Raw genomic sequence first — 26,597 nt, 5'->3', positions numbered from 1 at the left:
AAATTACGCTTTGCTCGTTTGTTTGGCTTCTACTAACAAGCCACCCTCACCGCCAAGGTACTCGATCATACCTTCTGAAGCACGGTAAGCGAACGCACCGATTGTTTCAGTAGGATCATGGTTACTGTTATGCGGGAAGGAAGATCCACCAAGCACAAACAAGTTGTCCATATCCCACATTTGCGAATAATTATTCACAGCGGATGTAGCAGGGTCTTCACCCATTATGGCACCACCAAGGAAGTGGTTTGTATAAAACTTACTATCAAACTTCACGTCGTCCGGCACGTCGACTAGGTCAATAATATCCGCGCCCATTTCTGTCATGATTTCTTTACACGTTTCAACGCCATGTTGTGCACGTTTAATGTCTTGCTCTTCATAATGCACAGTCGCACGAATTAGCGGATCGCCTAGTTCATCTTTATACGTAGGATCCAAATCCAGGTACGTATAGCGATTAGGCAGGAAAGCAGTTTTCGCTCGAATGATTAAACTACGGTTATGATAAAACAAATTCTTCTCTTTATATTCCTTACCCCATGCAGGCGTGCCCTCTGGAACGTGGTTATTATCAATCGGACGTTGCCCCAAATGGTAGTAGCGGATTTCATAACCATGAAGGAAATCAAGGTCCGTATGATCTACGTTATCACCTGCATAGTCATCCACTTTTGCACCTAGAGCGCCTGTACCCATTGATAAATTCCACTTTTCATTATCAAAGAAGCCACGTGCACCTATGTAGGTACTAATATTACTAAAGTGACCTGTAAAGTTTTTCCCGATCACGCCTTCTTGTGTTTCCGGATTATACGGCTTACCTATTTTAGACTTTAATAATAATTTATTATTCGTAAAGACAAATCCAGCTAAAACGACAATATCTGCAGGCTGGATATATTCAGTACCTGTAATATTATCAATATACTTTAACCCGATAGCTTTCGTTCCATCATGAATGACTTCTGTTACGGTGGATTCATTACGAATTTCAAAGTTCCCTGTCTTTCTCGCTGTTTCCAATACCGTTACGATTGGATCTCCTTTGGCGCCGAAATCACAACCATACTCTTCACAGAACGCACAGTACATACAAGCATTGATCGTTTCGCCGTCTGGATTTGTATAGGTCTCAGACATATTAGCGGCTGGCAAACGATACGGGTGATATCCAAGATTTGTCGAAGCTTTTTTAAACAACTCAATCGATGGCGTCGTTTTCAAAGGCGGATTTGGATACTTATCCGAACGTGGAGGTCCGACAGGGTTTTCTTCACCTGATACACCAGCTGTTTTTTCGAATTTATCATAATACGGTTCTAGTTCATCGTATGTAATGCCCCAGTCTTGAATCGTACAATTTTCCGGAATTTTTTTTGCGCCGTATTTTTCAACTGTTTGACTATGAATCTCAAAGTCATACGGTAACCAGCGTAAGCTGACGCCATTCCAGTGGACACTAGCGCCCCCTGTATCATTTCCAAATCGTGCATAGTTATTATTTCGGACCGGCTTTGCTGTTTCTTCCATACTACCTCTAGCCGTCACAGTATCTTTAGATAAATCTTGCATCATGTCGTAACGAATGGAGTATTTTAATTCATCTTTCGCACCAATAAAGTCGTTTCGTGATTGTTCTTTACCTCTTTCAAGCGCCACCACTTTGTAGCCTTTTTTAGAGAGTTCAGCAGCAGTAATTCCACCAGCCCAGCCAGTACCCACAATTACAACGTCCACTTTTTTTAGTTCTTCAGCCATATCTTCTACCTCCTGAAAATGTTGAATTTATTTCTTTCTTTGATAGTCCGTCAAACTAATTGGATCTAGTTTAACAAATTCTTCACTTTCAATGACGTCTGCATAAGAAGGTCGAGCACCAGCAAATTCTTTCATACGCCAACCGTCCATGTTTTTATTGCCACCATATAAAGGATCTGAAAACGCGCCTTCTAATGTTGCTTGCTTGAGTAGTGCAAAGAACGCATCTGAAGGAATAGATTTCATGTCGAGCTTACCCGCTGCAAGATCACCCATGATTTCATGTTGTTGCTCTTCAGTAGCCTGGTCAAAAGAAGCATCAAACCGCTTCATACTTTCTGCATTCATCAAGCGTAAACCTTCCAAGAAAATTTTCCCTCGGTTCGCCCGTGAATGATTCACTTTTTCATCAGCCTTCTCGATCTTCTTCAAACCTTCGAGATTGGTAAAAGGCGCTTGGCGATAGTCGTCGCCATTTATGCCCCAAGTCCCCGCAAGTTGTTTATCGATAAAATACGGTACATCTAACCCGATAGCCCCCGGGCCGTTGTCGTCTTCAGGGAAAATCAATTCTGTAGCCGTTGCTAGCACGATAAAGTCTTCAAAGCGCCCGAAAAACACCCGTGCATGGGACGGATCCACTTTGGCCGTTTCTTCATTCATTCCTTTTTTTCCGTCATCTGATTTCATCTGATTCGTAAATAAACCACCTAGTAAAGATCCACCTGCTACGCCACCTACAACTAGACCGGTGTTTTTCAGAAAGTTTCTACGCCCTGGATCATGACTTTCTGTTTTTGGGTTATTGTTATCAGCCATTTAATCACTCCTATACACGAAAGTTAGTAACTATTAGTATCCGTTGCTTTAATGCGTTGCGCTTAATTGTTAATTCATTCCTACCCAATTACAGACTACCTTTATCGCCAAAATATTAGCAATTTCACCATAGTATCCCGACTTTACCACAGTTCATTTTGCTATTCAATACGTTATGTATGAATATATTTATTCTTTCGATAATATAGATATATAATAGTCTTATAAGTATAAGTAAATAAATAATTTATAAAAATAGCCTGACAACGCGAATGCGCTGTCAGGCTATTTCACACTCAATTATTTCACACTTTTATTAACCAATTCCTTCACAGGTAGGAATAACTCACCCGTTTCCAAATACGTCACTGCCAGCTGATCGCCTTCTTCCACATAAATCGAAAGAGGCTCGACTTCTGATGAAACAAGGAAGTTTCGACCATCTTTTGCTAAGATTGAAACGAGTGTAAAATCACCGACGCGTTCTTTAAACACGCGCATGGCTGTAATCGTCGCTTTCGCTTCTTCTGCATCAGAACTTCCATCGACTGTACTACCACCACGTTGAAGTGCTGTCTTATACAATTTCAACGCTTCGTTTGGTGAATTTGCAAACACCGAGATCTCAGGATTCGCAGCGGAAACAATGAAGTAATTTTGTAAGAATCCATTCGAATCGAGTACCGGTGTCAACCAGCTTGCTTCACCGTAGAAGTTATACAAGACAGGCATTTCACCATTCCATTTCTTTTCGATAAACTTCTTTTCAATAATCTGGAGCGCACCTTGTGAATCCATGTACGACTCTTCCAAATCCCCCGTATAATACGTAGCTTTCCCTGTTCGACCATCTGTTAACGCATAGCCAAGCATGGAATCCACGCCTTCTTTCGGACTGGTGAAATCAGTGAAGTAATACATATGTCCTTCCGCATCAAAGATCGGGCTAACATTTGCTTCTGTCCCTTCATCTGAAGGGATCTTCACATCTTTTTTCCCAACAAGTGAATTCCAAAAACCATGAATATAATTCCCGAAATAGCTATTTTGAAGACTTACCGCTTCAGGTGAAACTGCTCCATTAATAAATTCTGGAACATCTTTTAACGCATATTTCTTCGTAGCACCTGTTTCAGGATCCAACATGACAATTCCTTTGGCGTTAAATCCGTTACGTGCCGAAATGAATTCTCCATACGTGCGAATATAATGCGGCTTCCCTTCATCATCAATTTCTAATTGAACATCTCCGTAAAAAATCAAATCCGGCATTTCCATACGCATTTTACGATACACTTTTTTATGGAAGTAAGAAGACGTCGTATAGGCCATTTCCGTTTTAATGAATTTCGGATTATCCGATGAATCCGTTGCACTCATCGTGAAGTATCCAGGTGTCGTTTTCCCGTTAAACCATTTGAAAAAACCTGAAAACTCAACAGGTGCAATATAGACAAATTCGTCATTCACTTTTTGAATTTGTAAATGCCCCAGTTCATAATAACTCGTATCCGGTACTTGACCAAATGCTTTTTTCATTTTATTGCGTGCAAACTTTGGTGGTACACTCGCTGGCGTTTTCGTTTCATCAAACGCAGTAATTTCCACTTTTTGCGTCATCGCAACCGTTTCATACTTTTTATTTGCGTTGAAAAGAGGTGCACTTAAGACATACACTCCAACGAGTAACGCTGCCAACGATACGACCATTTTGACTTTACGCTCTATACCTTGGGAAACAACTGCCCCTAAAATAGCAACGATCAGTAGCAATGCCCACAGCGAGGTCCAGTTGCGATCTAAATTCGTCACGTAATAAAATATGAATACGCCAATCGAACTGATCACCGTCAGTGACCCAAAAGCGACCCAGCGGTTAAAAGACAATGGTTCTTTTTTGTTATTTACAGAGAGGAATGGAACGATAATCGCACTCGCCACGACCCCTACAAGTAATGAAAACAGTAGTAAACTCAACATATCCAACACTCTTTTCCGGTTACTAGATTTTGCTTCCTACTACGTATACGGATAAAGTAGGAAATCGTTTCATATTTATTGAAATTGTAAAAAAGTACCTATGCACGAAACTTTCATGGATGTTTATACATTCACGTAAGTTTCTCACATAGGCACTCATTTTTAATATATATCTGAGAATTCATATTTTATTATCTCAACTCGATCAATGTCAGTCGTATCTTCTTGGTTACTATTTGTAGTATCTATTGTCTTAATAGGAAGTTCAATAGTAAATGTACTCCCTTTGTCGAGAATGCTTTCTACGGTTAGACTCCCTCCATGAAGTTCAGCCATAGACTTAGCTAAGGGTAAACCAAGCCCAGTGCCTTCAGATATACGATTTAAATTCCTGTTTAATTGTATAAACTTTCCGAAGATAGAGCCCATACTCTCCGGAGCTATACCTATACCTTCGTCAGTTACAGAAATTCTTACTGTTTGATGATCTGTTACCTCTAGCTGTATAAATATAACTTTACCCGTTATAGAGAATTTTATTGCATTCGAAATAAGATTGAGTAAAATTCTATCAAATTTATACACATCCAATGCTATTAATAGTTCCTCCACATCTGGGTCAAATATAATTTGAATATCTTTAGACTTGGTGTATTCTGAAACTGATTGTACAATACTATCTATGATCTCCACAATATTGTAATTGCCTAAGTATAATTCATTTAGTCCCGATTCTATTTTTGAAATATCTAATATATTATTTATGAGTTTGATTAGTCTATAACAATTCCCTATTATTGTTTTATTAATATTAAAAATATCGTCTCTACAATCTTCCAGAGAATCATTTTCCAAATATAAATTCAATAATTGAGCTCCACTAAATATTACACTTAATGGTGTCTTTAGTTCGTGAGATGTGTTGATGAATAATTCTTCTTGGGCTGTAAGAAGTTTTTCCATTCTTTTGTTAGCTAATTCTTCATCGGAAATATCTAACCCCAAGGCAATAATCTTTTCTACTTCATTATTTTGATTGAACATAGGTTGAAAAATGGTTTTTGTATAGTGAGTAGTCCCATCTACACAAAAACTAAGTTTATGTGTATACGAGGATTTGTTTTCAATAGATTTATAGATTTCTTTAATCAATTCATCTACATCTAAAGTCTTATAAAAGCCAAAAAAACTTTTCCCGATCACATCTAATTCTGTATGTACATCGGGTATTTCTTTTTTAAATATTTCAAATGCATAGTCATTAATATATGTTATTTTGAAGTCTTTGTGAGAGAATGACGCATAATAAAGTGAAATATCTTCTACATTTTCCTGCAAGGCTTTATATTCTTCAGTCTTATAAATTTTTTCTATATTTTTATAATTTAGAATACCACAGTCTACATTCCCTTGCTCATTATAATTAGGCGTTCGATCACATCCAAAATAAGTAGTGAGAAATTCACTTTTTACAATTCCCGTATGATCAATAAGCTTTTCTCCACGTACTATCCTTTGATTGGCAGTATCTTCAAAGAGTATTTTATTCCCATTAACATCGTTCATTTCAAAAGAGTTATATGCTATTTCACTAGTTACTGAGTGTATATCCGGAACATGCTGTGGGATATGTTGTGATAGGTTTTGACTGCCGACTTTATTTATATAGATATGTCGTCCGTCCATATCTATGCCATTTATAATATTTGACATATTGTCTACTGTATCTATAGTACTTGCAATATTTGGTGTATTGCTATCTAGTAGTTCCATTTCGCATCTTTGTTTAGTAGTACGTTTTCTTTCACGGGTGATGTCTGTCACATGGTAAATAGAAAATAGTACATACTTGTTGTTTTTATCTCCACATATCATTTTTACATTTATATCCCAATAAGTCGCTACTCCATTAGAACCTTTTGATTCCACCTCAAATTCATGGAAAGAAGTGCCTTGTTTTAATAACTCTAAAATATTATTCGAAAATGAAGGATGTTTACCTAGTGGATTTTCCGAAATCATGTTCATTAAGGACAATGTATGAATATAGTTCTCATCATGTTGTAGAAGAATACCATCCGGATAGCTAAATATTGCTACAGATCCGTTTTTATAAGTATCAGTACAAACAAAGTTATCTAATGTAAATTTTAATGCTGAATCTTTCATCTCTTTAAAGTAATAGACTTTAACGTCTCCATTATTTACGATTTCAATACTTATTTCAACTTCCATTGGCAAATTATTACTAGTGAAAATATATAAATAATCTGTCACTTTAATATCCTGAATAGATATTTGGTGTTCAGATCGTAATAATGCATCTATATCAATAAGGGATTTTCCTAATACATCACACTCTTCATATCCAGTTAATTCCAGGAACCCATTGCTCACGTAATGAATTATATTGTCTTTAGTATATAGATGTGGGTTTTTAGCTACTCTCTCTACGTCATTTTTCATAATCTCTCACCTCCATGTTTTATACTTTACTGCTATTTGGTAATGGTTCGAAGTATTCAAATTAAGTTTACTTATTATACCATTAAACGAGATGAAAAGGTACCAGATCCCTTCATCTGTGGGATGCTGATACCTTTTATTTTTACAAATTTGCTGTTGTCAGGCTCACGTACTTTATTAGAAAATACACATTACTAAAGCAATGCTCTTTTATACTTCCTTAGCAGAAGTTTCTTTCTTACAAAAAGTAGCCAACATAGGCTTCGCTTCCAACTCCGTCACATCCACATCCACCGCATGCGCGTTCATTCGAATCGTCAGCAAGAACGCCAAAGCGAGTAGGACACTGCACATAATTAGCGCGAGTGGAATTTGCTCGAAACGGTCGATGATCCAGCCACCGATGCCCGGTCCGAGCAACTGTCCTGCTGCAAAGAAGAACGTTACATAGCCTAGTGCAACCGGTGCGTACGTCGGATGCACTTGTTCCGTAGACAACGCTTGGCAGAGCGACAGCATCCCGACAATTGTCGTACCCCATAGGAATTGACTGACGATAAGTCCACTATACACTGGGAAAATCACAGGAATAATGAGGGATACTGCACCAATCCCGAGTGTCGCTAGCAACGCAGATTTTCTTCCGATCCGGTCAGATACTCCACCCCATAACGGACCACTAAAAATCGTCATGATACCGCTAATCGCCATGATCTGCCCCGCTTGAAATTTCGTAAGTCCCACTTCGAGAATATAGCTGAACAAGAAGCTTTGCGGGACCAAATAAGCAAATCCAACGAGTCCGTAAATGAATGCGACACGAAGCACGCGTTTATTTACGTATACTTTCGTCCAAAATGAGCGTTTCTGGGTTTCCTTTGGCAGTAATGGGATCGGCGGGTCACGTAAAATAATCATCGCAATTATTATTGAAACAATCGACACAGCACCATAGAAGAACCATAGATAGCGCCAACCCATATCGCCGAACCATGTGGTGAAGAACGGAATTAACGCGCTTGAAATGAGTGTTCCTAACCCCATGCCACTAACGAGAAATCCGATAAGCATGCCGCGCTTCCTCGGAAACCAACCGACGAGTATGGTGATGAGCGGCGTATAGGTGAAAGCAGTTCCTATTCCGAGGAGCAGCATGGCGAAAAGTGTCCAGCCATAACCAGCGACGAATGAAAGCATAAATAGTCCGAATGAAACGAGACCTGTTCCAAAAATCACGAGCTTTTTCGCGCCGTATTTAGTCACAAGCAATCCAACAAATATCACCATCAACAAATAGCCAATTGACACCGTCGTTGCGAGCAGTCCTGCTTGTTTATAGGACATGGCTAGGTTTTCTTTCATGAAAGGCATAATGATTCCATACGACATCCGTCCAAATCCGAGAGAACTGACAGTGACGGCGACGCTTGCAAATGCGTATTTCCAAATGTTTCGTTCGTGTTCCTTAGCTAGCATACGGATCCCACCCTTTTTCATTCATTGTAAAATTTCTAGTGAAGATATTTACTCAGAGTTGCGTCAGGGTGTTTAATCATAGTAGGTTTGGCAACATTTCTGAGGTGGTTAACTTATGTCTAATGTGTGAACTCTAACATTTACACTATAGCATTCATGATAGAATATTCCAACTTCTTTATAATAAAATTCATTCTAGTTTACATAATAATATTATCGAAGAGTCGATATGGAAAGCAAGTGGGATGGCACCGTTGATCTGCGTTCCGCAGGCACGGCTTCAATCTCCTCGTCACTTCGTTCCTGCGGGGCTTTCAGCTCGCGCTGTTCCCGCTGGAAGAGCCGTCACGAAGAACGGCTTTTGCGAGTAAAAGCGAAGCGTTAGGAGCACATCTTTGCACTCGCCGCCTGTAACGAAGATCAACTAGTTTATTCTACTATTTAATGTTACGTGTAAAGAAAACCCACTAACCAAACGCAAGGGCCATCCACCAGCTTTATAGTGGTTCCGGTAATATCATCTACTTTTACTCCCCCATTTCAAAAAAACGCTGCCGCCACAAGTCGGATCGTTACGACTTCTAGCAACAGCGCTTTAGTATCTCTTTACTTTTTATAGAAAAACGGCTTCCCGATGGTTTCTACTACACTAGGTGCCAATGCATATAGTCTGCTTGTCAGACCTGTGATTTTTGGCAAGTTTACTTCACGTCTAGGTCGCTCGATGGTTTCCATAACAGCGCGTACGACTGTGTCTACCGACAGTAACTGGCTGCCCATTGCTTGTTTGTAGCCGCCGGTGACGTCTGCTAGCTCTATAAATGGTGTATCGATCGGTCCTGGATGGATGACGGATACGTCGACGTCGTAAGGTGCGACTTCCATACGCACGGCGTTTGTATAGCCAATCAGTGCGTGTTTTGTTGCGGCATAGACTGACGTTTTCGGTGTGGCTACCTTTCCTGCTTGTGAACCGATATAGACTAGATGACCGTGCTTGCGCTCAATCATTGCAGGGACTACACGCGCAGTTAGTTGCATAGGCACGAGTACATTCGTCTCGAGCATCGCGGACGTGTCTTCATCGGTCGTCTCATGTGCTAGATGGAACTTCCCTACTCCAGCGGAAAATACGATGAGATCCGGTGTTCCAATACAAGATACCAGCCAATCGAGCTGCTTCGTATCTCGCAAATCGGCACAGTATCCTTCTACGCCAAGTACGCGTAACTCTTCTAATGCCTTTGCATTGCGTCCTGTTGCGATGACACGATACTCGTTCAACACCGCCAAGCGCTTCGCTAGTTCAAACCCAATCCCACTCGTCGCTCCCGTAATCAGCACGGTTTTAGATGCGGACATAGTGATGAACTCCTGCTGAATCGACCGTTTCTGAGATTAATTCTGCCGCCACTAGATAATCTAGCTGCCCGATTGTTTCAGACAGCGTCAATCCCAACTCTTTTTCATAGACTGCTGGGAACAATCGCTTCGTTACGTCAAAGACCGTTTTCGATTCATCTAGCATCGCGAGAACTTTCATGGCGCGGTCGCGTTGCTTTGCTAAGCGTTCCGTTATGAGCTCATGTGCATTCGTAATCTCTCCACCATGGCCTCCATAGACGAGTGACACGGGTAAATCCAATAACCGTTCCAGTGAAGCATTGTATTGAAGCAGTGACTTCGGACGTCCTTGTTCTTTCTTAAAAGGCGGCTCGATCAATGGATTGGATGACACTTTCTCAAGCAATAAATCACCACCGATTAGAATGCCTTCTTGTTCATTGAACAATGATAAATGACTTTGTGCGTGACCTAGAGACTCTTGGATTTTCCAGCCTGGATGACCCGGCAAGTCGTCACCTTCATTCATCATGCGATCGACGGGACGTCCCCCCATTAAATCGACTGATCGACGGAAACGTTTAACCCATTTCAAATATTGCTCCGGTACGCCTTCTTCTATTAATGATTGTTCATAGAAACGGTCATGGCGATCCAAAAACTCGGTATCGCGTGTAAGCCAGTAGTTTAAATACGGATGACCGAGGATTTCCGCGCGGTCAAACATCTCGACTAATCCGCAATGATCGGGATGGTGATGCGTGACGAATACTTGCTCAATATCATTGAATGTATAGCCCATTTCTTTTAATTTCATCTGCAACACTTCTCGCGCTTCTGGCGTTTTCGTTGCCGCGTCTACCAAAGTTAGTGTGTCGCCTTTTAGTAAAAAGCAGTTCACGTCACCTACCGCAAACGGCGTAGGTGTAATAATTTTTGTGATCATCTACTGTTCCCCCTATAAAATGAATGACTGTTCAGTCTATTGTACTCTTTATTTCCATGTGCGTCACGTCTTGATTGTTCATTTACCGAAAGTTATTTCGCACAAAGTGAAACCATTTTGTCTATTCTTCGTATGGTATACTACAATAAATCGCATGATTTGCATAATGATGTCGAGTTGGAGGGATCACAATGGGATTTTTTAATATGTTCAAAAACCAATTTATTGAAGTAATCGAGTGGCAAGCACAGGACGCTAATACATTAGTCTATCAGTTCCCCGTGCATAATAGTGAAATTAAAATGGGAGCGGAGCTGACAGTCCGAGAATCGCAAGTCGCGGTCTTCGTCAATGAAGGGGAAATCGCGGACGTATTTGGTCCAGGACGTCATATTTTATACACGCAGAATATGCCCATTCTAACGAAGTTGAAGTCATGGAAGTACGGCTTTAACTCACCCTTTAAAGCGGAAGTATATTTTATTAATACGAAGCAGTTTATCAATCAAAAATGGGGCACATCGAATCCTATTATGATGCGTGATCCAGACTTTGGTATGATTCGTCTTCGTGGGTATGGAATTTATTCGTATCGCGTATCAGATCCTACCGTGTTCTTGCGCGAGCTATTTGGAACGAACAGTTCGTATGATACAAATTCTGTGGAAGGTCATTTAAAGAAAATGATCATTTCGGGATTATCCGATTTATTCGCAGAGTCTCAAATACCCGCGCTTGATTTGTCCATGCATTACGACGAATTAAGCGAACAAGGCAAAGAGAAGATGATCTCTCGTTTCGCAGCATTCGGTTTCGAGATCACATCACTTTATATCGAGAACCTTTCACTACCAAAAGAAGTCGAAGAAGCGATGGATAAGCGTACATCTATGGGTGTGCTCGGCAATATGCAACAGTATCAGCAATATCAGGCCGCTGAAGCGATGCGTGATGCTGCGCAGAATGAAGGCGGCATGGCGGGCGCAGGTGTCGGCATGGGAGCTGGTATGGGCATGGGGCAGGTTATGGCAAATGCGATGAATCAAAACCAAACGCAGCAGCCTCCCGCACAAGCCTCGACGAAATCCTGTCCGCATTGTCAGGCAACGATCAACGCCGATGCCAAGTTCTGTGGCCAGTGCGGAAAATCCGTTGAAACCGATAAAGTACCATGCGTTAAGTGTGAGACCATGATTCCAAAAGACGCGAAGTTCTGTAGCAGCTGTGGTACATCTCAGGTTACAGAAAAAACTTGTCCTGCTTGCTCACACGCCAATCTGCCGGGTGCAAAATTCTGCGCAGAATGTGGTGAGACGTTAGACGAAAAGTGAGGGATGGACGTTGACTTCATTTGATGAACAACACACTGTCGTAGAAGATACTGAGAACATTAAATGCCCTTCTTGTGGCGGAAATACGGAATATAATCCAGAAAGCCGCGGCTTGAAATGTCCTTTTTGTAGTCATGAAATGCCAATTGAAGCAACGTTTGAACATCATGTAGAACTGGAGTTCAATGAGGCAGGAAATAATCTTCAACATGTATGGAATGAAGAGAAACGGGTTTTCTCCTGTGATAACTGCGGGGCGGAATCGGTACTGGACGCACATATCGTGGCGGATTTCTGTTCGTTTTGCGGATCTTCTCACATATCCGTCACGAATCACGATGCCGGGATCCAACCGGGGTTATTAATTCCGTTTCAAGTCTCCGAGGAACAGGCACAGGCGAAGTTTAAAGACTGGATCAAAGGGCATTTCTTCGCACCGAATACATTGAAGAAAACATATCGAATGAATAAAATATCCGGCGCTTATTTGCCATACTGGACGTATGACAGTCAGACACAGTCACAGTATGTCGTGAGTGTCGGAAATTACTACTATGTTACCGAAACACGGACGGTCTATGAGGACGGTAAGGCTAGACAAGTGACCGAGCAAGTGCAAAAAATCCGCTTTCATCAGGAAAGCGGTAATTATCGTGAATTCTTTGATGACATTTTAATTAAGGCGTCTAGTACAGTAGAATCGAAACTATTGCAGAAAGTACAGCCTTTCCAATTAACAGGTCTTACCGATTATAAAGTGGAATACATGTCCGGTTTTCTTGCTGAGCGTTATTCTGTTTCATTACAACATGGATTTACGCAAGCCAAGGACATCATGACTAGAAGAATTGTCAACGGGATCGAGAGCAGCGTAGCCGGAGATATCGTACAGGTCGTTAACGTCTCGACAGATTATACGGATATTACATATAAACATATTTTATTGCCGATTTGGATTTCCTCGTTTCATTTCAAGGAAAAAATCTATCAATTCGTAGTCAATGGCCAAACGGGAAAAGTGTCTGGAAATTATCCCGTGAGTGTGGTAAAGATCGTTTCGTTGGTTATCTCGATTGTGGTCATTTTGTTCATCATTTACTTGTTCATCGGCAGCTAACGACAATTTGACATTTCATTGAGTACATGACATAATCATGAAAATAGTATGGAACGGGCATTGAGGAAGATCAGTAGACGGGTGACGGATAGAAGAGAGCATGGCCGAGGCTGCAAGTCATGTATCCCACTCCCCTTCGAACCTCCTTTCGAGCTGTCGTGGAAACACGACCGTACCTTCTGCGATAAAGGAGACTTGAAGTTGTGCTGTCTCAAACAGCAAATTTAGGTGGCACCGCGGAAACCAAGCGTTTTCGTCCTGAAACACAGGACGGGAGCGCTTTTTTATTTTGGGGAGGATGTAAGACATGGAAAAGATTTTATTTGTAGGCGCCGGACAAATGGCAGAAGCAATTATTGCGGGGATTGTCAATAAACGAGTTATATATGAAGACAATGTCTATGTGATGAATCGTTCAGATACCGAACGTTTAGATGAACTGGAGGCGCGTTATGGCATTACGAAAGTATGCGAAGACCGAGATTTCATTAAAAAAGTGGACTTGGTTGTACTCGCGACGAAGCCGAAAGATGTAGAGAAAGTGATGGAGGATATTGCACCTTACCTCGGGGAAGATACGACGGTTCTCTCCGTCATTGCAGGCATTTCCATCAATACATTCGAAAAAGGTCTAGGCAAACGTCCGATAGCACGCTCAATGCCGAATACGTCGGCGACAATTGGAAAATCAGCAAGCGGGATCGCATTTAATGATGCAGTTTCAGAAAGAATGCAGCAATCGATCTTAAGCTTGCTGAATGCAATTGGTATCGTCAAAGTCGTCGAAGAAGATGATTTACATGCCGTAACCGCCCTTTCTGGTAGCGGTCCTGCGTATATCTACTATTTGGTAGAAGCGATGGAAGAAGCAGCGGTAGCGCAAGGTCTAGATGCGGTGGATGCACGTGAATTGATCGTCCAAACGATTTACGGTGCTGCGTCCATGTTGAAGAAGACTGGCGAAGAGCCGAGTTTATTGCGAGAAAATGTTACGAGCCCTGGCGGTACAACAGCAGCGGGTTTGCGATCACTAGAAGACCACAACTTCAAGACCATTATTTCGGACTGCTTGATCAGTGCGGAAAACCGTTCACGTCAACTAGGTTCGTCAAAATAAAAACTAAGCATCCATTGGTCCCCTTCAAGAGTGAGCCCATCTGGATGCTTAGTTTTTTTGTAGCTTAATCAATTGTCCGTGTTTCCATTGAAAACGCGCGAAATCATCTGCAATCGAAATCGCATCGAATACGTCGGTACCTTCTGCTAAGAAAGCTGGCATTTCGCCTGGCATGAAACGTGCGCTAATATGGTTCGCAATGAGGTTTTTCGCATTGGCTTCCTTTGCGACGGTTGCCGCTTCAACAATCGTTGAATGACCGAATTCCTTTGCACCTGCTGCATATTCATTCGTAAACGTCGCTTCGTGAATCAAAATATCGACGTCTTGTGCCAGTTCAACCGAAGCCTGGCAATATGAAGTATCTCCGATGATGGCAATCACAAAACCTTTTTTCTTATCTGTCGTCACGTCTTGGCTGTATACTGTCTGCCCGTTCTCAAGCTCCACGTCAAAACCGTCTTTCAAACGCTGCAACATAGGACCTTTTGGAACGCCTTGCTCTATTGCTTTGTCGATCAATAACGTCCCTGGCAATTCTTTTTGTTCAATACGGAAGCCGAAACTTTGAATGACATGTTGGACTTCTTTTGCATAGACTTTGAATTCATCCGTTTCAAGAATTAACCCTTCATGGACTTCATGCACGTTCAACTTGTAGGGCAAGTACGTTCCCGTCACTTTATACGTAAGCTGCAACCATTCTTTCAAACCGGCAGGACCGTACAGATCAACGGAATCATCTCCGCCTAAAAATGCCCGTGAGCTGAGGAAGCCGGGTAATCCGAAAATATGATCGCCATGCAAATGGGTGATAAAGATTTTTGTAATCTTCTTCGGCTTGATAGCACTGTGTAGCAATTGATGCTGTGTTGCTTCACCGCAATCGAATAACCAGTTTTCCTTATTCTCGTCTGTCAAATCTAAAACGAGCGCTGACGTATTGCGCTGTTTTGACGGCATCCCTGCGCCTGTGCCAAGAAATTCTATATCCACATTCTTTGCCTCCTTGCTATTTCTTCGTACATCCTTTTTTAATAATACCATCTCCGAAACGCTGTGTCAGACTCGACATTAACTGATCCATTTCATATTCTTTTTCCTGTTGCTCAAAATTATCGAATGTAAGTTGCTTCACCATTTCAGATCGTTCGATGACGTTGGCCGCCGTGATACCTAGCAAGCGGATTGGCTCATGGTTCCAGTGTTGCTGGAATAATTGAAGAGCTACTTTCGTAATATCTTCCTCAAGATAAATCGCTTGTTGAAGTGTTCTGCTTCTCGTCGTGTTTTGCCAGTCAGCATAACGAATTTGAATGCTAATTGTCATGCCGGCCAGCAGTTTCGTTTCCAGTCGTGCAGCTACCTTTTTCGCGAGCCGTTCAAAAATCGGAACACAATCATCGAGTTCTGTTAGATCAACAGGCAATGTAGTGGAACTGCCAATACTTTTACGTTCGTCTGCACTTTCAGGATCAACTGGCCGTGTATCCATTCCGTTTGCCCGTTGTTTAAGGCGCAAACCATTTTTGCCAAGTAGCGCTTCCAACGTGATTTTTTCAGCAGTGGCCAAATCACCCATCGTTTTAATATCTGCGCTATGCAATTTTTCTTCCGTTCGTTTGCCTATGCCGTGCATGTCAATGACTGGCAACGGCCACAGCATTTTCGGCACTTCGCGTTTACGTAAAATGGTGATACCCATCGGCTTTTTCATATCAGACGCTGTTTTCGCAAGAAATTTATTCGGTGCAATTCCTATTGAACATGGCAGATCGAGTTCTGCTAAAATACGCATCTGGATTTCCTGAGCCAAATCATACGCACGTGTCAATCCGCCAATCTCCGTCGTATCGATATACGCTTCATCGATTGAAACAGGTTCGACCCATTCTGTATAACTTCGTAAAATATCAAATACTGAATCGGACATTTGCCGGTATAGTTCATGCCGTGGCGGAACGATCGTTAAATTTGGACAGAGTCGTTTAGCTTCTCCTACGGTCATAGTCGTGTAGACACCGAATGCCCTTGCCTCATATGAACAGGTCACGAGAATTCCTCTGCGTTCTTTCGGGTTGCCAGCGACCGCTAGGGGTATTCCTTTTAATTCAGGATTCGCAGCCTGTTCAACAGAGGCAAAGAAGCTGTTCATATCAAGATGCATAATGACCCGTGGATTAGCGATTGTCAGATCCGTCATGTAAACACCTTTCTTTCCTGGGAAATAATTATGTAATAGGAAAAAGCGGCAAACCGACTTCAGTCTGCCACTCTTTCCATTTTATCAAATGTATGTTCTTTTTGCCTACTAATTTGATTGGTGCTGCTCTTTCATATAACTGGAGATTTCATCCATGCCATGGAGGGAATCCGCCATAATATTTGGATCAATAACCGTCACTACACGATCATCTAGATTCGCTACTGTTACAAAGTAAGGCGTCTTGGAATACGCTTTTAATGCAGTAGACGTTAACCGATCTTCTGGCAATTCGAGGATCTCTCTTGCATCTAGCACTAATAAACCGACTTCCAACTGATCCGTTTTCACAACCACTACGTGCGTATCATTATCCCGTGGGGTCGCCTGATGATACAGGATCTGACTTAAATCTAGAATAGGAACCAGTTCGCCACGCGATTTCATCAGTCCGAGTAAATACGAAGGAAGATGAGGAATCGGTGTGACGTACTCCAGTTTCTCGATGGATATTACCGATTCCACTGGAAGCGCATATTCTTCATTGCCCGTCCGTACAATCACAGTTTGCATAGTTGCACCTTCTTTCAAGGCTGTTTGTTGAGACTGTTACACCGCGCGGATTGCTTGACCGACAATCTCAAGTACTAATTCCGTCAGCTTTTCCAACTCTTTCACCGGCATACGTTCATTCTTCGTATGAATCTCTTCATAACCAACAGACAATGTCACAGTAGGGACTCCCATACCGTTGAAGACGTTGCCATCACTTCCACCGCCACTCGTCATGATCTTCGGTTCACGTCCTACGTTGCGGATGGACTTCATCGCCACTTGCACGACTTCTTCGTCATCCCCAATTGAGAAACCAGGATACATAAGTTGTGTAGTAGTTTCAGCTTTGCCGCCTAAAGCTTCAGAAGTCGTTGCGAATTTCTCGACCATTAAGTCGATTTGATTCTTCATTTTATCAGGATTAATCGAACGAACTTCCGATAAAATGAAAGCCTCTTCACAAACGATATTCGTTGCTTTTCCACCTTCAAAACGACCGATATTCGCAGTTGTCTCTTCATCTATACGGCCAAGCTTCATGCCCGCAATAGATTTAGCAGCGAGTGAAATCGCAGAAATTCCTTTTTCAGGGGCAACGCCAGCATGCGCTGTTTTTCCGTAGATCGTCGTCCTTAATTTCGACTGGTAAGGAGCAGCTGTAACAATGCCGCCTACCTCGCCGTCGCTGTCGATCGCAAAACCATATTTTGCGTGTAAGTAGTCCGGATTCATCGCTTTCGCGCCTACTAATCCACTTTCCTCACCCGCTGTAATAATGAATTGAATCGGACCATGTGGTTTGTCTGACTCTTGGATCACTTTGGCCATTTCCAGTAGAGCGGCAATGCCTGCTTTGTCGTCGGCACCTAAAATCGTCGTACCGTCACTGTAGACATAGCCGTCTTCTTTGACGATTGGCTGAATAGATTTCCCTGGCACTACTGTATCCATATGACATGTGAAGAATATCGGATCCGCGTCAGCCACTGTACTCGGCAAGTTGGCAATCAAATTGCCCGCGCCGTGACCTGTCTTTTCCGCTGTGTCATCTTCTGTTACGTCAAAGCCCAATGCTTGCAGTTTCTTCGTCAAAATATCTGCAATGTTTCGTTCGTTTTTAGTTTCAGAATCAATTTTTACTAACTCCAAAAATTCTTGGAGTAATCGTTGTGTATTCAAGATGTAAGACTCCTTTAGTTATAGAGGTATGTTGCCGTGCTTTTTCTTTGGACGATCTTCGTGCTTATTGCGCATCATTTCAAGTCCTTGAAGCAATTTGATACGTGTTTCGCGTGGATCGATTACATCGTCGATCATGCCGTGTGAAGCTGCAACATATGGATTCGCAAACTTTTCACGGTATTCTTCGATTTTCGCAGTACGAGTTGCTTCTGGATCTTCACTATTTGCAATATCACGTGCGAAGATAATGTTCGCCGCACCTTCAGCACCCATTACAGCTACTTCTGCGTTCGGCCAAGCGAGTACTAAGTCTGCACCGATCGATTTAGAGTTCAATGCAACATATGCGCCACCGAAAGCTTTACGCAAGATCAATGTGATTTTTGGTACAGTTGCTTCCGAATAGGCATACAGAATCTTCGCACCGTGACGAATAATTCCGCCATGCTCTTGCTTGATTCCAGGGAAGAAGCCTGTCACGTCTTCAAATGTAATCAATGGAATATTGAATGAGTCACATGTACGGATGAAACGTGCAATTTTATCAGAAGAGTTAATATCTAGTCCGCCTGCCATTACTTTCGGCTGGTTACAGACAAATCCTACTGTTTCACCTTTCATGCGTGCATAGCCAACTACCGCGTTCTTTGCGAATTCAGGCTGGATTTCGAAGAATGAACCTTCATCCACTACTTGCTCCAACACTTTACGCACGTCATATGGACGAATTGTTTCGAATGGAACCGTATCCGCCAAATCTTCGCGATAATCATCTTGTTCTTCAAATGGCTGAGTTGGTGTCTTTTCTGTATTGTTCTGTGGTAGATATGTTAATAGATCGCGAGTTTTTTGCAATACTTCTTCTTCACTTGCCCCACGAAGATGCGCGTTACCACTGATCGTGTTGTGAACTTTTGCTCCACCCAGATCTTCAGAAGTAATTTTCTCGCCTGTGACCGTTTCAATAACTTTTGGTCCCGTGATGAACATCTGACTCGTTTTATCTGTCATAATCACGAAGTCTGTGATCGCAGGTGAATACACCGCGCCACCTGCACAAGGCCCAAGGATAACTGAGATTTGTGGAATAACTCCAGAATAGATTGCGTTACGGTAGAAAATTTCCCCGTACCCATCAAGAGACAATACACCTTCTTGGATACGCGCGCCACCTGAATCGTTCAGACCAATAAATGGTGCACCGTTTTTCGCAGCCAAATCCATTACATTGGCAATTTTCATTGCGTGCATTTCACCTAAAGCACCGCCAAATACCGTAAAGTCTTGGGAGAATAAATAGATAGGACGACCATGGATTTTACCGTAACCTGTTACGACACCGTCACCAGGTCCTTCTAGCTTGTCCATACCGAAATCACGTGTACGATGAACAACGAATGGATTCAACTCTACGAATGTACCTTCATCAAGTAAAATTTCAATACGTTCACGTGCAGTAAGTTTACCTTTTTCGTGTTGTTTCATGATTCGCTCATCGCCGCCACCCAACTCGATTTCGCGTTTCTTGTCGTAAAGTTCATTAATTTTATCGTAGATGTTCATCTATTATTCCCCCTTAGTCTTTTCGCATAATTCATAGAGCACGCCATATGATGATTTGGGATGCAAGAACGCGACTTCTGCTCCGCCAGCACCTGGTTTTGGTTCATTTGAAAGTAGTTGAACGCCCTTTTCTTCCAATTCCTTCATTCTTGAACGAATATCCGTTACACCGAATGCGATATGGTGAACCCCTTCACCGCGTTTTTCAATAAACTTCGCAATAGGGCTTGTCTCTGTCATCGGTTCAAGCAACTCGATCTTGACATTATGCGCATCTATGAACGCCACTTTAACCCCTTGGCTAGCCACTTCTTCTATAGCGATGACTGTCAAACCGAGTGTATCTATGTAATAGTTAACTGATTCATCTATACTTTTTACAGCAATTCCTATATGATCTACTTTGTTCATAGCACATTCCCCCTTTTACTACGATTCTACTATCTGAACACATAACAGCCATTCTAGTTGTGAAAATCCTTATTTCTGTTAAAATAGAAACAAACCAATTCCAACGCATAAGGAGTTTTGCTGCATGAGTAATAAAAAAATTCAAAAAACAGTTGTTTACTTAATGATCGTCGCTATGATCGCATCTACCATGGTCATGGGTCTCAGCATGTTCTTATAATTTGTAATGACAGTTCGCATATGAAAATATGCGAACTGTTTTTTATTACCTTCTAGCTGCATGCGCCAGTCTCTCGGATCGCTTCGGTCCTGATTCAAAAGGCAAGTTCGGCCTTTTGCTTCAGGCCCTCCAGCGTCTGTCGAGACTAGACGGCGCATTCCGCTTTAGTTATTAAAGCTCTTCACAGTGCTCTTCAAATTGTTCTTGAAGATTGACAACGACTGACATCGGGTCATGTCCTTCGATTTCAAAACGTCCTACTTCACCGATCAGTTTGCCGTCTTTTAGCAAAGCGAATGATGGAGAAGATGGGATGTGATCTTCACCGAAGTGCATACGTGCTTGTGCAGTTGCTTCTTTGTCTTGTCCAGCAAATACGGTTACTAAGTGATCAGGACGCTTGTCGTAATGTACTGCGTGTGCAGCTGCTGGGCGTGCAATTCCGCCAGCACATCCACAAACCGAGTTGATCATTACTAATGTCGTACCCGGTTGCTTGAATGCTTCCTCTACGTCCTCAGGTGTTTTCAACTGCTTGTAGCCGCTTGCTTCCATTTCGGATCTCGCTTGGTTCGTCATATCGTTCATGTAAAAATCAAAGTTCATAGTCATTTTACAGTATCTCCTCTCTTGTACTCTATAATTGTGATAGCCTCTTCAGTTCCGCTACGACACTTCCCTGATCATTATTTGACTATCCTCTTCAATCATAGCATATCCCTACAGGAATTAAGAAGAAAACAATCGATCAATTGCTCCTGTTACAGTTAAATGTCCGTCTAACAATTCTTCCTCAAGTGCCTTCACCTGCGTTTTTCGTCCTGGCTCCGAGAAAAATGAATCAATCAAGCGATCTCGGATCATCGAATGGAACCAATCACGAGTCTGATGCTGACGCCTTGTGTCCCAATGATTCTTTTCTTTCATTTCATTTTCAAATTCCAAAACCGTTTCCCATACCGCTTCTAAGCCGGTCTTTTCTATAGAAGAAACCGGTTGTACTCTCGACGTCCATTCGGGAGATGCAGGTTGCAGCATGTGCATGATTCGAGTATATTCACGCACCGTTTTTTTAACGAGCGGCTTATTGGCACCATCATTCTTATGCACCACAACACCATCCGTCAGCTCCATGATCCCCTTTTTCATTCCTTGCAGTTCGTCACCGGCGCCAGTCAACACAAGCAATAAGAAATAATCGACCATACCGCGGACAATCGTTTCACCTTGGCCAACCCCTACCGTTTCAATCAATATGACGTCATAACCCGCCGCTTCACAAAGTAACATCGTTTCGCGAGATTTCTTATGCACGCCACCAAGTGTTCCCGCTGACGGAGAAGGACGGATAAAAGCATTTTTATGCCGTGCCAACTCCTCCATACGGGTCTTGTCACCTAAGATACTTCCACCAGTCAATGTCGAACTTGGATCAATCGCAAGCACCGCCACTTTATGGCCCATATCCGCAAGCATTAGACCAAACGCCTCAATAAATGTACTTTTTCCGGCACCCGGCACACCTGTAATCCCAATCCGGATACAGTTGCCCGTTTTCGGCAGAAGATTAGTCAACACTTCCTGACCGACCTTCTTATCGCTAGGCTTCGTACTTTCAAGCAACGTAATACCTCGTGCCAAATACAAACGAGAGCCATTTTCTATTTCCTGTTGCAATACATCCAAGTTTTTGTGAGATGGATCTTTCTTAACAAAGCGTTTACGTGAAGAGGCAACAAATCCATCATGTGTGGATTCTATTCCGCGCATCACATGCATTGCTGATTCATCTCGTCCGTTTTGTTTTTCTGTCAATCCGTCACTTCCTCATAGCCGAGCTGTCGGTAAATCTCCTCAATGACTTTTTGAGCTGCCACTGGAATGACTGTACCCGGACCAAAGATTGCGGCCGCACCATTCTTGCGTAAGAAATCGTAATCCTGTGCCGGAATAACGCCACCTACTACGACTAAAATATCTTCACGATTAATTTTTTTCAGTTCTTCACGCAATGTCGGCACCAATGTTTTATGACCTGCTGCTAGTGAACTCACACCGATGACGTGCACATCATTTTCCGCGGCCTGCAAAGCTGTCTCTTCAGGGGTCTGGAATAAAGGACCAATATCTACATCAAAGCCTAAATCAGCGAATGACGACGCGATGACTTTTGCTCCACGGTCATGTCCGTCCTGACCCATTTTCGCGACCAAAATACGTGGACGACGCCCTTCGTTTTCCAGGAACTCATCTGTCATATCTTTTACTTCTTGAATTTCTTCTTCATTTGAGAAGTTCGCGCTATATACACCACTCACTGAACGGATCACCGCCTTATGTCTGCCGGATACGGATTCAATCGCATCCGATATTTCACCGATGGTTGCGCGCGCTCTTGCTGCGTCAACTGCCAATGCAAGCAGGTTCCCTTCACCGCTCTTCGCCGCTTCCTTGATCGCCGTAAGAGTCGCTTGAACTACTTTCTCATCACGCTTGTCCTTCATATCGTTAATGCGGTCAATTTGCTTCTGACGTACCATCGTATTATCGATGTCTAAAATATCAATTGCATCTTCTGTATCCAAACGATATTTATTAACGCCGACGATTGTTTCCGCCTTCGAATCAATTTTTGCCTGACGCTTAGCTGCAGCTTCTTCAATCTTCATTTTTGGCAAGCCGGTTTCAATCGCTTCCGCCATGCCACCAAGTGATTCAATTTCACCAATTAATTCCCATGCTTTCTCCATTAACTCTTCCGTTAATTTCTCCACATAGTATGAACCGCCCCAAGGGTCAATTACTTTCGTCATCATCGTCTCTTCTTGTAAGAACAACTGTGTGTTACGTGCAATACGAGCCGAGAAGTCTGTCGGTAATGCGATCGCTTCATCCAATGCGTTCGTGTGCAATGACTGCGTGTGACCCATGGAGGATGCGTTTGCTTCGACCAATGTGCGTGTTACGTTGTTGAACGGATCTTGCTCCGTCAAACTCCAGCCTGATGTTTGGGAGTGTGTACGCAATGCGAGTGTCTTCGGGTTTTTCGGTTCAAACGACTGCATCATTTGTGCCCAGATTTTTCGTGCCGCTCTCATTTTCGCTACTTCCATATAGTAGTTCATGCCAATCGCCCAGAAAAATGACAAACGAGGTGCGAATGAATCGATATCAATCCCCGCCTTCAAACCTGTCCGAACATATTCCAAGCCGTCAGCAAGTGTATACGCAAGCTCGATATCCGCTGTTGCTCCAGCTTCTTGCATATGGTAACCCGAGATCGAAATCGAGTTGAATTTCGGCATATTTTCAGACGTATACGAGAAAATATCCGCAATGATCCGCATCGACATAGCCGGTGGGAAGATATACGTATTACGTACCATATACTCTTTTAGAATATCATTCTGAATCGTACCAGAAAGTTTTTCAGGACTTACACCAGACTCTTCAGCCGCTACGATATAAAATGCCATGATCGGCAATACCGCACCGTTCATTGTCATCGATACCGACATTTGATCGAGCGGAATACCTGCGAATAAAATCTTCATATCTTCAATAGAGTCTATGGCAACACCCGCTTTACCTACGTCACCTGTTACACGAGGATGATCAGAGTCATACCCACGGTGAGTCGCAAGGTCAAACGCAACAGAAAGTCCTTTTTGCCCCATCGCCAAGTTGCGACGGTAAAACGCGTTACTTTCTTCCGCTGTAGAAAATCCAGCATACTGACGAACGGTCCAAGGACGCGCTACATACATCGTCGGATACGGTCCACGCGTGTTTGGCGCGATACCGGGGAAGTCTTTCAAATGCTCCGTGTTTTCAATGTCTTTTGCTGTATAGACAGGCGCTACATTGATTCCTTCATTCGTTAAAAAATTCTCTTTTGACAATGCGTGTTGTGAGAGTTCATTGAGTGATTGCTCTATATTCACTTTACGGAAATCAGGTTTACTCAACGGAACGGCCTCCTTTAGTTTGCGTAATAATAGTATTCAACTTTTCAATTTTATCCTGTCCTGCGAAAATGAAACCATTTAGTCCATTTGCAAGCCACTGATCTGCTGTTTCTGATGGATATTTACCCGCTGTATCGATTAAACTATTTCCTTTATACGAAGCTAAGAAGTTGGTTACAGCCTCTTCTGTATCAGCAGCCGATGCACAAATCACTGCATAATCCGGCTGTTGCTCATCGATCCAACTGAGCGCTTGATCGGTTTTCTCGAAAGAAGGACTCCACGTCGCTTCGATGCCACCAACTGCCAAGAATCCACTGACAAAATCTGCACGTGGTTTATAATCTTTCAACGCGCCAAAGTTCAGTAATACAGTTTTCGGCAACTCAACTTTTTGCTTAGAACGAATATGTTCAAACGGCTCAGACAATCGTTTCGATACCGTCACGGTTGATTCATTCGCATAATTCACATCCGTCAATTCCGCATAAACATTCGTGCCGATCAACGTCTTCTTGCCCGTCGCCATTTCTTTCTGGCGCTGCGCGTAAAGCTTGCTTAATTCACCAGACTGCAAGAAGGCTTGATAACCGCCATTCTCTTCAATCTCAAGAAACTTCGCCCATGATTTACGAATTAATTCAGTAGTCAACGATTCAATGAAGTATGAACCACCTGCAGGATCAAGAACTTGATCGATATGTGTTTCTTCCTTCAGAATCAATTGAATATTTCGAGCGTAACGATTCGAACTTGGTGACGTTCCCGTCAAAACATCATGTGGTAATACCGTCAGCCAATCCGCGCCACCTAAAATGGCTGAGAATGCCGAGTTGCCGCCACGTAATAAGTTTACATACGGATCGAGTTTCGAGTATGAACGCAATGAGGTAATACCTAGCAAAGGCACTTGCTTCGCATTCTCTACGCCGTATGCTTCGTTAAATAATTTCCACAACACGCGGAACGCACGGAACTTCGCAATTTCCATAAAGAAGTGTGTGTCAGCAGCAAATCGTGCATAGAAGGCGTTTGTGAATTCTTCAAACGAAGAGACTTCTTCCGCAAGTTCAGCTGCGATTGAAAGTGCTAGCGCGAGTTCTGTTACCGCGTCCGCACCTTCATGATGCGCTGTCCATAAATCGGCACCCTTTGTGCGGACTCCTGAGAATCCCTCAGGTATTACCGAAGCCGCACTGATGCAAATTCCTGTAACGTCTTTGCGCTTTGCATCTTCTATATAAGTAAAGGCTTGCAATATCGGATCATTGCTTTGCACTTCAGTGAATAAAATTGGGTAGTGCGTAATCAGTTCAGCTACTTGCTTAATGTCCGGTTCCGCCCAAACTAAAGGCTTCAGTCCGTTGTAAGCGATTGCTTCATTTCCCCGCGCCAAAGATTCTTTCATCTGCTCGACAAACTGTTCCCCATTTGTTGCACTAACAGGTTGTGCAATAGTCCAGCCGAACGCAGGTTTCGTTACGCGTGAAACTTCCAATTGGTCCAAGTCTTCTTTAGTATAAAGTGGATTGAGTTCAATGCCCTCAATCGTTTTTGTGTACAACGAATCAAAAGACTTTCCTTTAAGTGATAATACAGCCGCTTCTTTCCATTCAGTAAAGTTGGGGGCTGTGAATGTAAATGTTTTCATATTATGTATAGGCATAATGGTGCTCCTTCCCCTTTTTTAAACCATTAATAATTCTAGTGTACCGCAGAGTACGTTATGAAGAAAGGGGGAAATCAGAAGTTTCCGTCTAATATCGTTATATTCATACAAATTAATGACTTTTTATGCGTGAGCTATTGAATTATTTGAGTGAATGGGATACATTCAACATCTTTTAATTGGAAAAATGGAAAAATTAATGAAAGCCAATTCGTTTGCGCTCATTCATTCGTGTAAGCGCTCATACTTTCGCTGTATCCGCTCTTAACTTCCTACAAACGCTCATACCTCACACGTATCCGCTCTATATTTACCTCTAACTGCTCATAAAGTTTGTCTAGCCGCTCATTACGCAATTATTAGCCCACTTCATATCAAAATTTCACTGCACTTTATAGCTACTAAGTGATCAACATCTATCGTCAAGATCCCACACTCACTACTTTCCCTCCAAAAGATCAAAAACAAC

Annotated in this window: 21 protein-coding genes; 4 read left to right on the top strand and 17 right to left on the bottom strand. The window is 42.5% G+C overall.

What is annotated here, in order from left to right; all coding sequences use genetic code 11:
- Nucleotides 1-3: 3 nt before the first annotated feature.
- The 7 genes from CSV80_RS01380 to CSV80_RS01350 all read right to left on the bottom strand — a co-directional run bounded on the left by CSV80_RS01380 (nucleotide 4) and on the right by CSV80_RS01350 (nucleotide 10,792).
- Nucleotides 4-1,761, bottom strand: coding sequence for a GMC family oxidoreductase (locus CSV80_RS01380; protein ID WP_099669281.1), 1,758 nt, complete (start codon nucleotides 1,759-1,761; stop codon nucleotides 4-6).
- A gap of 27 nt (nucleotides 1,762-1,788) precedes the next feature.
- Nucleotides 1,789-2,580, bottom strand: coding sequence for a gluconate 2-dehydrogenase subunit 3 family protein (locus CSV80_RS01375; RefSeq protein WP_099669280.1), 792 nt, complete (start codon nucleotides 2,578-2,580; stop codon nucleotides 1,789-1,791).
- A 300-nt stretch (nucleotides 2,581-2,880) separates the two neighbouring features.
- Nucleotides 2,881-4,560, bottom strand: a complete 1,680-nt coding sequence (locus tag CSV80_RS01370) for a hypothetical protein (RefSeq protein WP_099669279.1) — start codon at nucleotides 4,558-4,560, stop codon at nucleotides 2,881-2,883.
- Between the two features lie 162 nt (nucleotides 4,561-4,722).
- Entirely contained in the window at nucleotides 4,723-7,026 is a 2,304-nt protein-coding gene (locus CSV80_RS01365) for a PAS domain-containing sensor histidine kinase (protein ID WP_099669278.1), read from the bottom strand.
- Between the two features lie 210 nt (nucleotides 7,027-7,236).
- Nucleotides 7,237-8,502: a YbfB/YjiJ family MFS transporter gene (locus CSV80_RS01360; RefSeq protein WP_158231842.1), complete on the bottom strand. Its 1,266-nt coding sequence runs from the start codon at nucleotides 8,500-8,502 to the stop codon at nucleotides 7,237-7,239.
- Between the two features lie 606 nt (nucleotides 8,503-9,108).
- Nucleotides 9,109-9,864, bottom strand: coding sequence for an SDR family NAD(P)-dependent oxidoreductase (locus CSV80_RS01355; RefSeq protein WP_099669276.1), 756 nt, complete (start codon nucleotides 9,862-9,864; stop codon nucleotides 9,109-9,111).
- Entirely contained in the window at nucleotides 9,851-10,792 is a 942-nt protein-coding gene (locus tag CSV80_RS01350) for an MBL fold metallo-hydrolase (protein WP_099669275.1), read from the bottom strand. Before CSV80_RS01350 ends, CSV80_RS01355 begins: the two co-directional genes overlap by 14 nt.
- A gap of 191 nt (nucleotides 10,793-10,983) precedes the next feature.
- Between CSV80_RS01350 and CSV80_RS01345 the strand changes: the two genes are divergently transcribed.
- From CSV80_RS01345 to proC, 3 genes are all read left to right on the top strand, one after another.
- Nucleotides 10,984-12,123 (top strand): SPFH domain-containing protein, encoded by a 1,140-nt coding sequence (locus tag CSV80_RS01345; RefSeq protein ID WP_099669274.1) that lies wholly within the window; start codon nucleotides 10,984-10,986, stop codon nucleotides 12,121-12,123.
- A gap of 10 nt (nucleotides 12,124-12,133) precedes the next feature.
- Entirely contained in the window at nucleotides 12,134-13,240 is a 1,107-nt protein-coding gene (locus tag CSV80_RS01340; protein WP_099669273.1) for a TFIIB-type zinc ribbon-containing protein, read from the top strand.
- 307 nt (nucleotides 13,241-13,547) lie between these two features.
- Nucleotides 13,548-14,357, top strand: coding sequence for a pyrroline-5-carboxylate reductase (gene proC, locus CSV80_RS01335; protein ID WP_099669272.1), 810 nt, complete (start codon nucleotides 13,548-13,550; stop codon nucleotides 14,355-14,357).
- A 48-nt stretch (nucleotides 14,358-14,405) separates the two neighbouring features.
- Here the strand turns inward: proC and rnz are convergent, their stop codons facing one another.
- The 6 genes from rnz to mce form a co-directional block, all read right to left on the bottom strand.
- Nucleotides 14,406-15,353, bottom strand: coding sequence for a ribonuclease Z (gene rnz, locus CSV80_RS01330; RefSeq protein WP_099669271.1), 948 nt, complete (start codon nucleotides 15,351-15,353; stop codon nucleotides 14,406-14,408).
- A 16-nt stretch (nucleotides 15,354-15,369) separates the two neighbouring features.
- Nucleotides 15,370-16,560, bottom strand: a complete 1,191-nt coding sequence (locus CSV80_RS01325) for a DNA polymerase IV (protein WP_099669270.1) — start codon at nucleotides 16,558-16,560, stop codon at nucleotides 15,370-15,372.
- Nucleotides 16,561-16,668: 108 nt separating this feature from the next.
- Complete coding sequence (locus tag CSV80_RS01320; RefSeq protein WP_029054587.1) at nucleotides 16,669-17,133, bottom strand: chemotaxis protein CheW; 465 nt, start codon at nucleotides 17,131-17,133, stop codon at nucleotides 16,669-16,671.
- Between the two features lie 36 nt (nucleotides 17,134-17,169).
- On the bottom strand, nucleotides 17,170-18,294 hold the full coding sequence (locus tag CSV80_RS01315) for a M20/M25/M40 family metallo-hydrolase (RefSeq protein ID WP_099669269.1): 1,125 nt from the start codon (nucleotides 18,292-18,294) through the stop codon (nucleotides 17,170-17,172).
- An 18-nt stretch (nucleotides 18,295-18,312) separates the two neighbouring features.
- Nucleotides 18,313-19,860, bottom strand: a complete 1,548-nt coding sequence (locus tag CSV80_RS01310) for an acyl-CoA carboxylase subunit beta (RefSeq protein WP_099669268.1) — start codon at nucleotides 19,858-19,860, stop codon at nucleotides 18,313-18,315.
- Between the two features lie 3 nt (nucleotides 19,861-19,863).
- Nucleotides 19,864-20,271 carry a methylmalonyl-CoA epimerase gene (gene mce, locus CSV80_RS01305; protein ID WP_099669267.1) on the bottom strand — a complete coding sequence of 136 codons (408 nt, stop codon included), beginning with the start codon at nucleotides 20,269-20,271 and terminating at the stop codon, nucleotides 19,864-19,866.
- A gap of 124 nt (nucleotides 20,272-20,395) precedes the next feature.
- On the opposite strand from mce, the gene prli42 reads away from it, so the two are divergent.
- The gene (gene prli42, locus CSV80_RS17445) at nucleotides 20,396-20,491 is read left to right on the top strand and encodes a stressosome-associated protein Prli42 (protein WP_155979530.1); all 96 of its coding nucleotides are present in this window, start codon (nucleotides 20,396-20,398) and stop codon (nucleotides 20,489-20,491) included.
- A 171-nt stretch (nucleotides 20,492-20,662) separates the two neighbouring features.
- On the opposite strand, the gene CSV80_RS01300 is transcribed toward prli42, so the two are convergent.
- From CSV80_RS01300 to CSV80_RS01285, 4 genes are all read right to left on the bottom strand, one after another.
- A complete protein-coding gene (locus CSV80_RS01300; RefSeq protein ID WP_099669266.1) occupies nucleotides 20,663-21,103 on the bottom strand; it encodes a BrxA/BrxB family bacilliredoxin in 441 nt (146 codons plus the stop codon).
- A gap of 117 nt (nucleotides 21,104-21,220) precedes the next feature.
- Nucleotides 21,221-22,270 carry a methylmalonyl Co-A mutase-associated GTPase MeaB gene (gene meaB / locus CSV80_RS01295; RefSeq protein ID WP_099669311.1) on the bottom strand — a complete coding sequence of 350 codons (1,050 nt, stop codon included), beginning with the start codon at nucleotides 22,268-22,270 and terminating at the stop codon, nucleotides 21,221-21,223.
- Between the two features lie 32 nt (nucleotides 22,271-22,302).
- Nucleotides 22,303-24,459 carry a methylmalonyl-CoA mutase gene (gene scpA / locus CSV80_RS01290; RefSeq protein ID WP_029054581.1) on the bottom strand — a complete coding sequence of 719 codons (2,157 nt, stop codon included), beginning with the start codon at nucleotides 24,457-24,459 and terminating at the stop codon, nucleotides 22,303-22,305.
- Nucleotides 24,452-26,125, bottom strand: a complete 1,674-nt coding sequence (locus CSV80_RS01285; RefSeq protein WP_099669265.1) for a methylmalonyl-CoA mutase family protein — start codon at nucleotides 26,123-26,125, stop codon at nucleotides 24,452-24,454. The genes scpA and CSV80_RS01285 overlap by 8 nt, the downstream gene beginning before the upstream one ends.
- Nucleotides 26,126-26,597 lie beyond the last annotated feature (472 nt).

The organism is Sporosarcina sp. P12(2017) (genome assembly GCF_002743035.1).
GTDB lineage: Bacteria > Bacillota > Bacilli > Bacillales_A > Planococcaceae > Sporosarcina > Sporosarcina ureae.
This window is presented reverse-complemented; position numbering and strand designations above follow the sequence as displayed.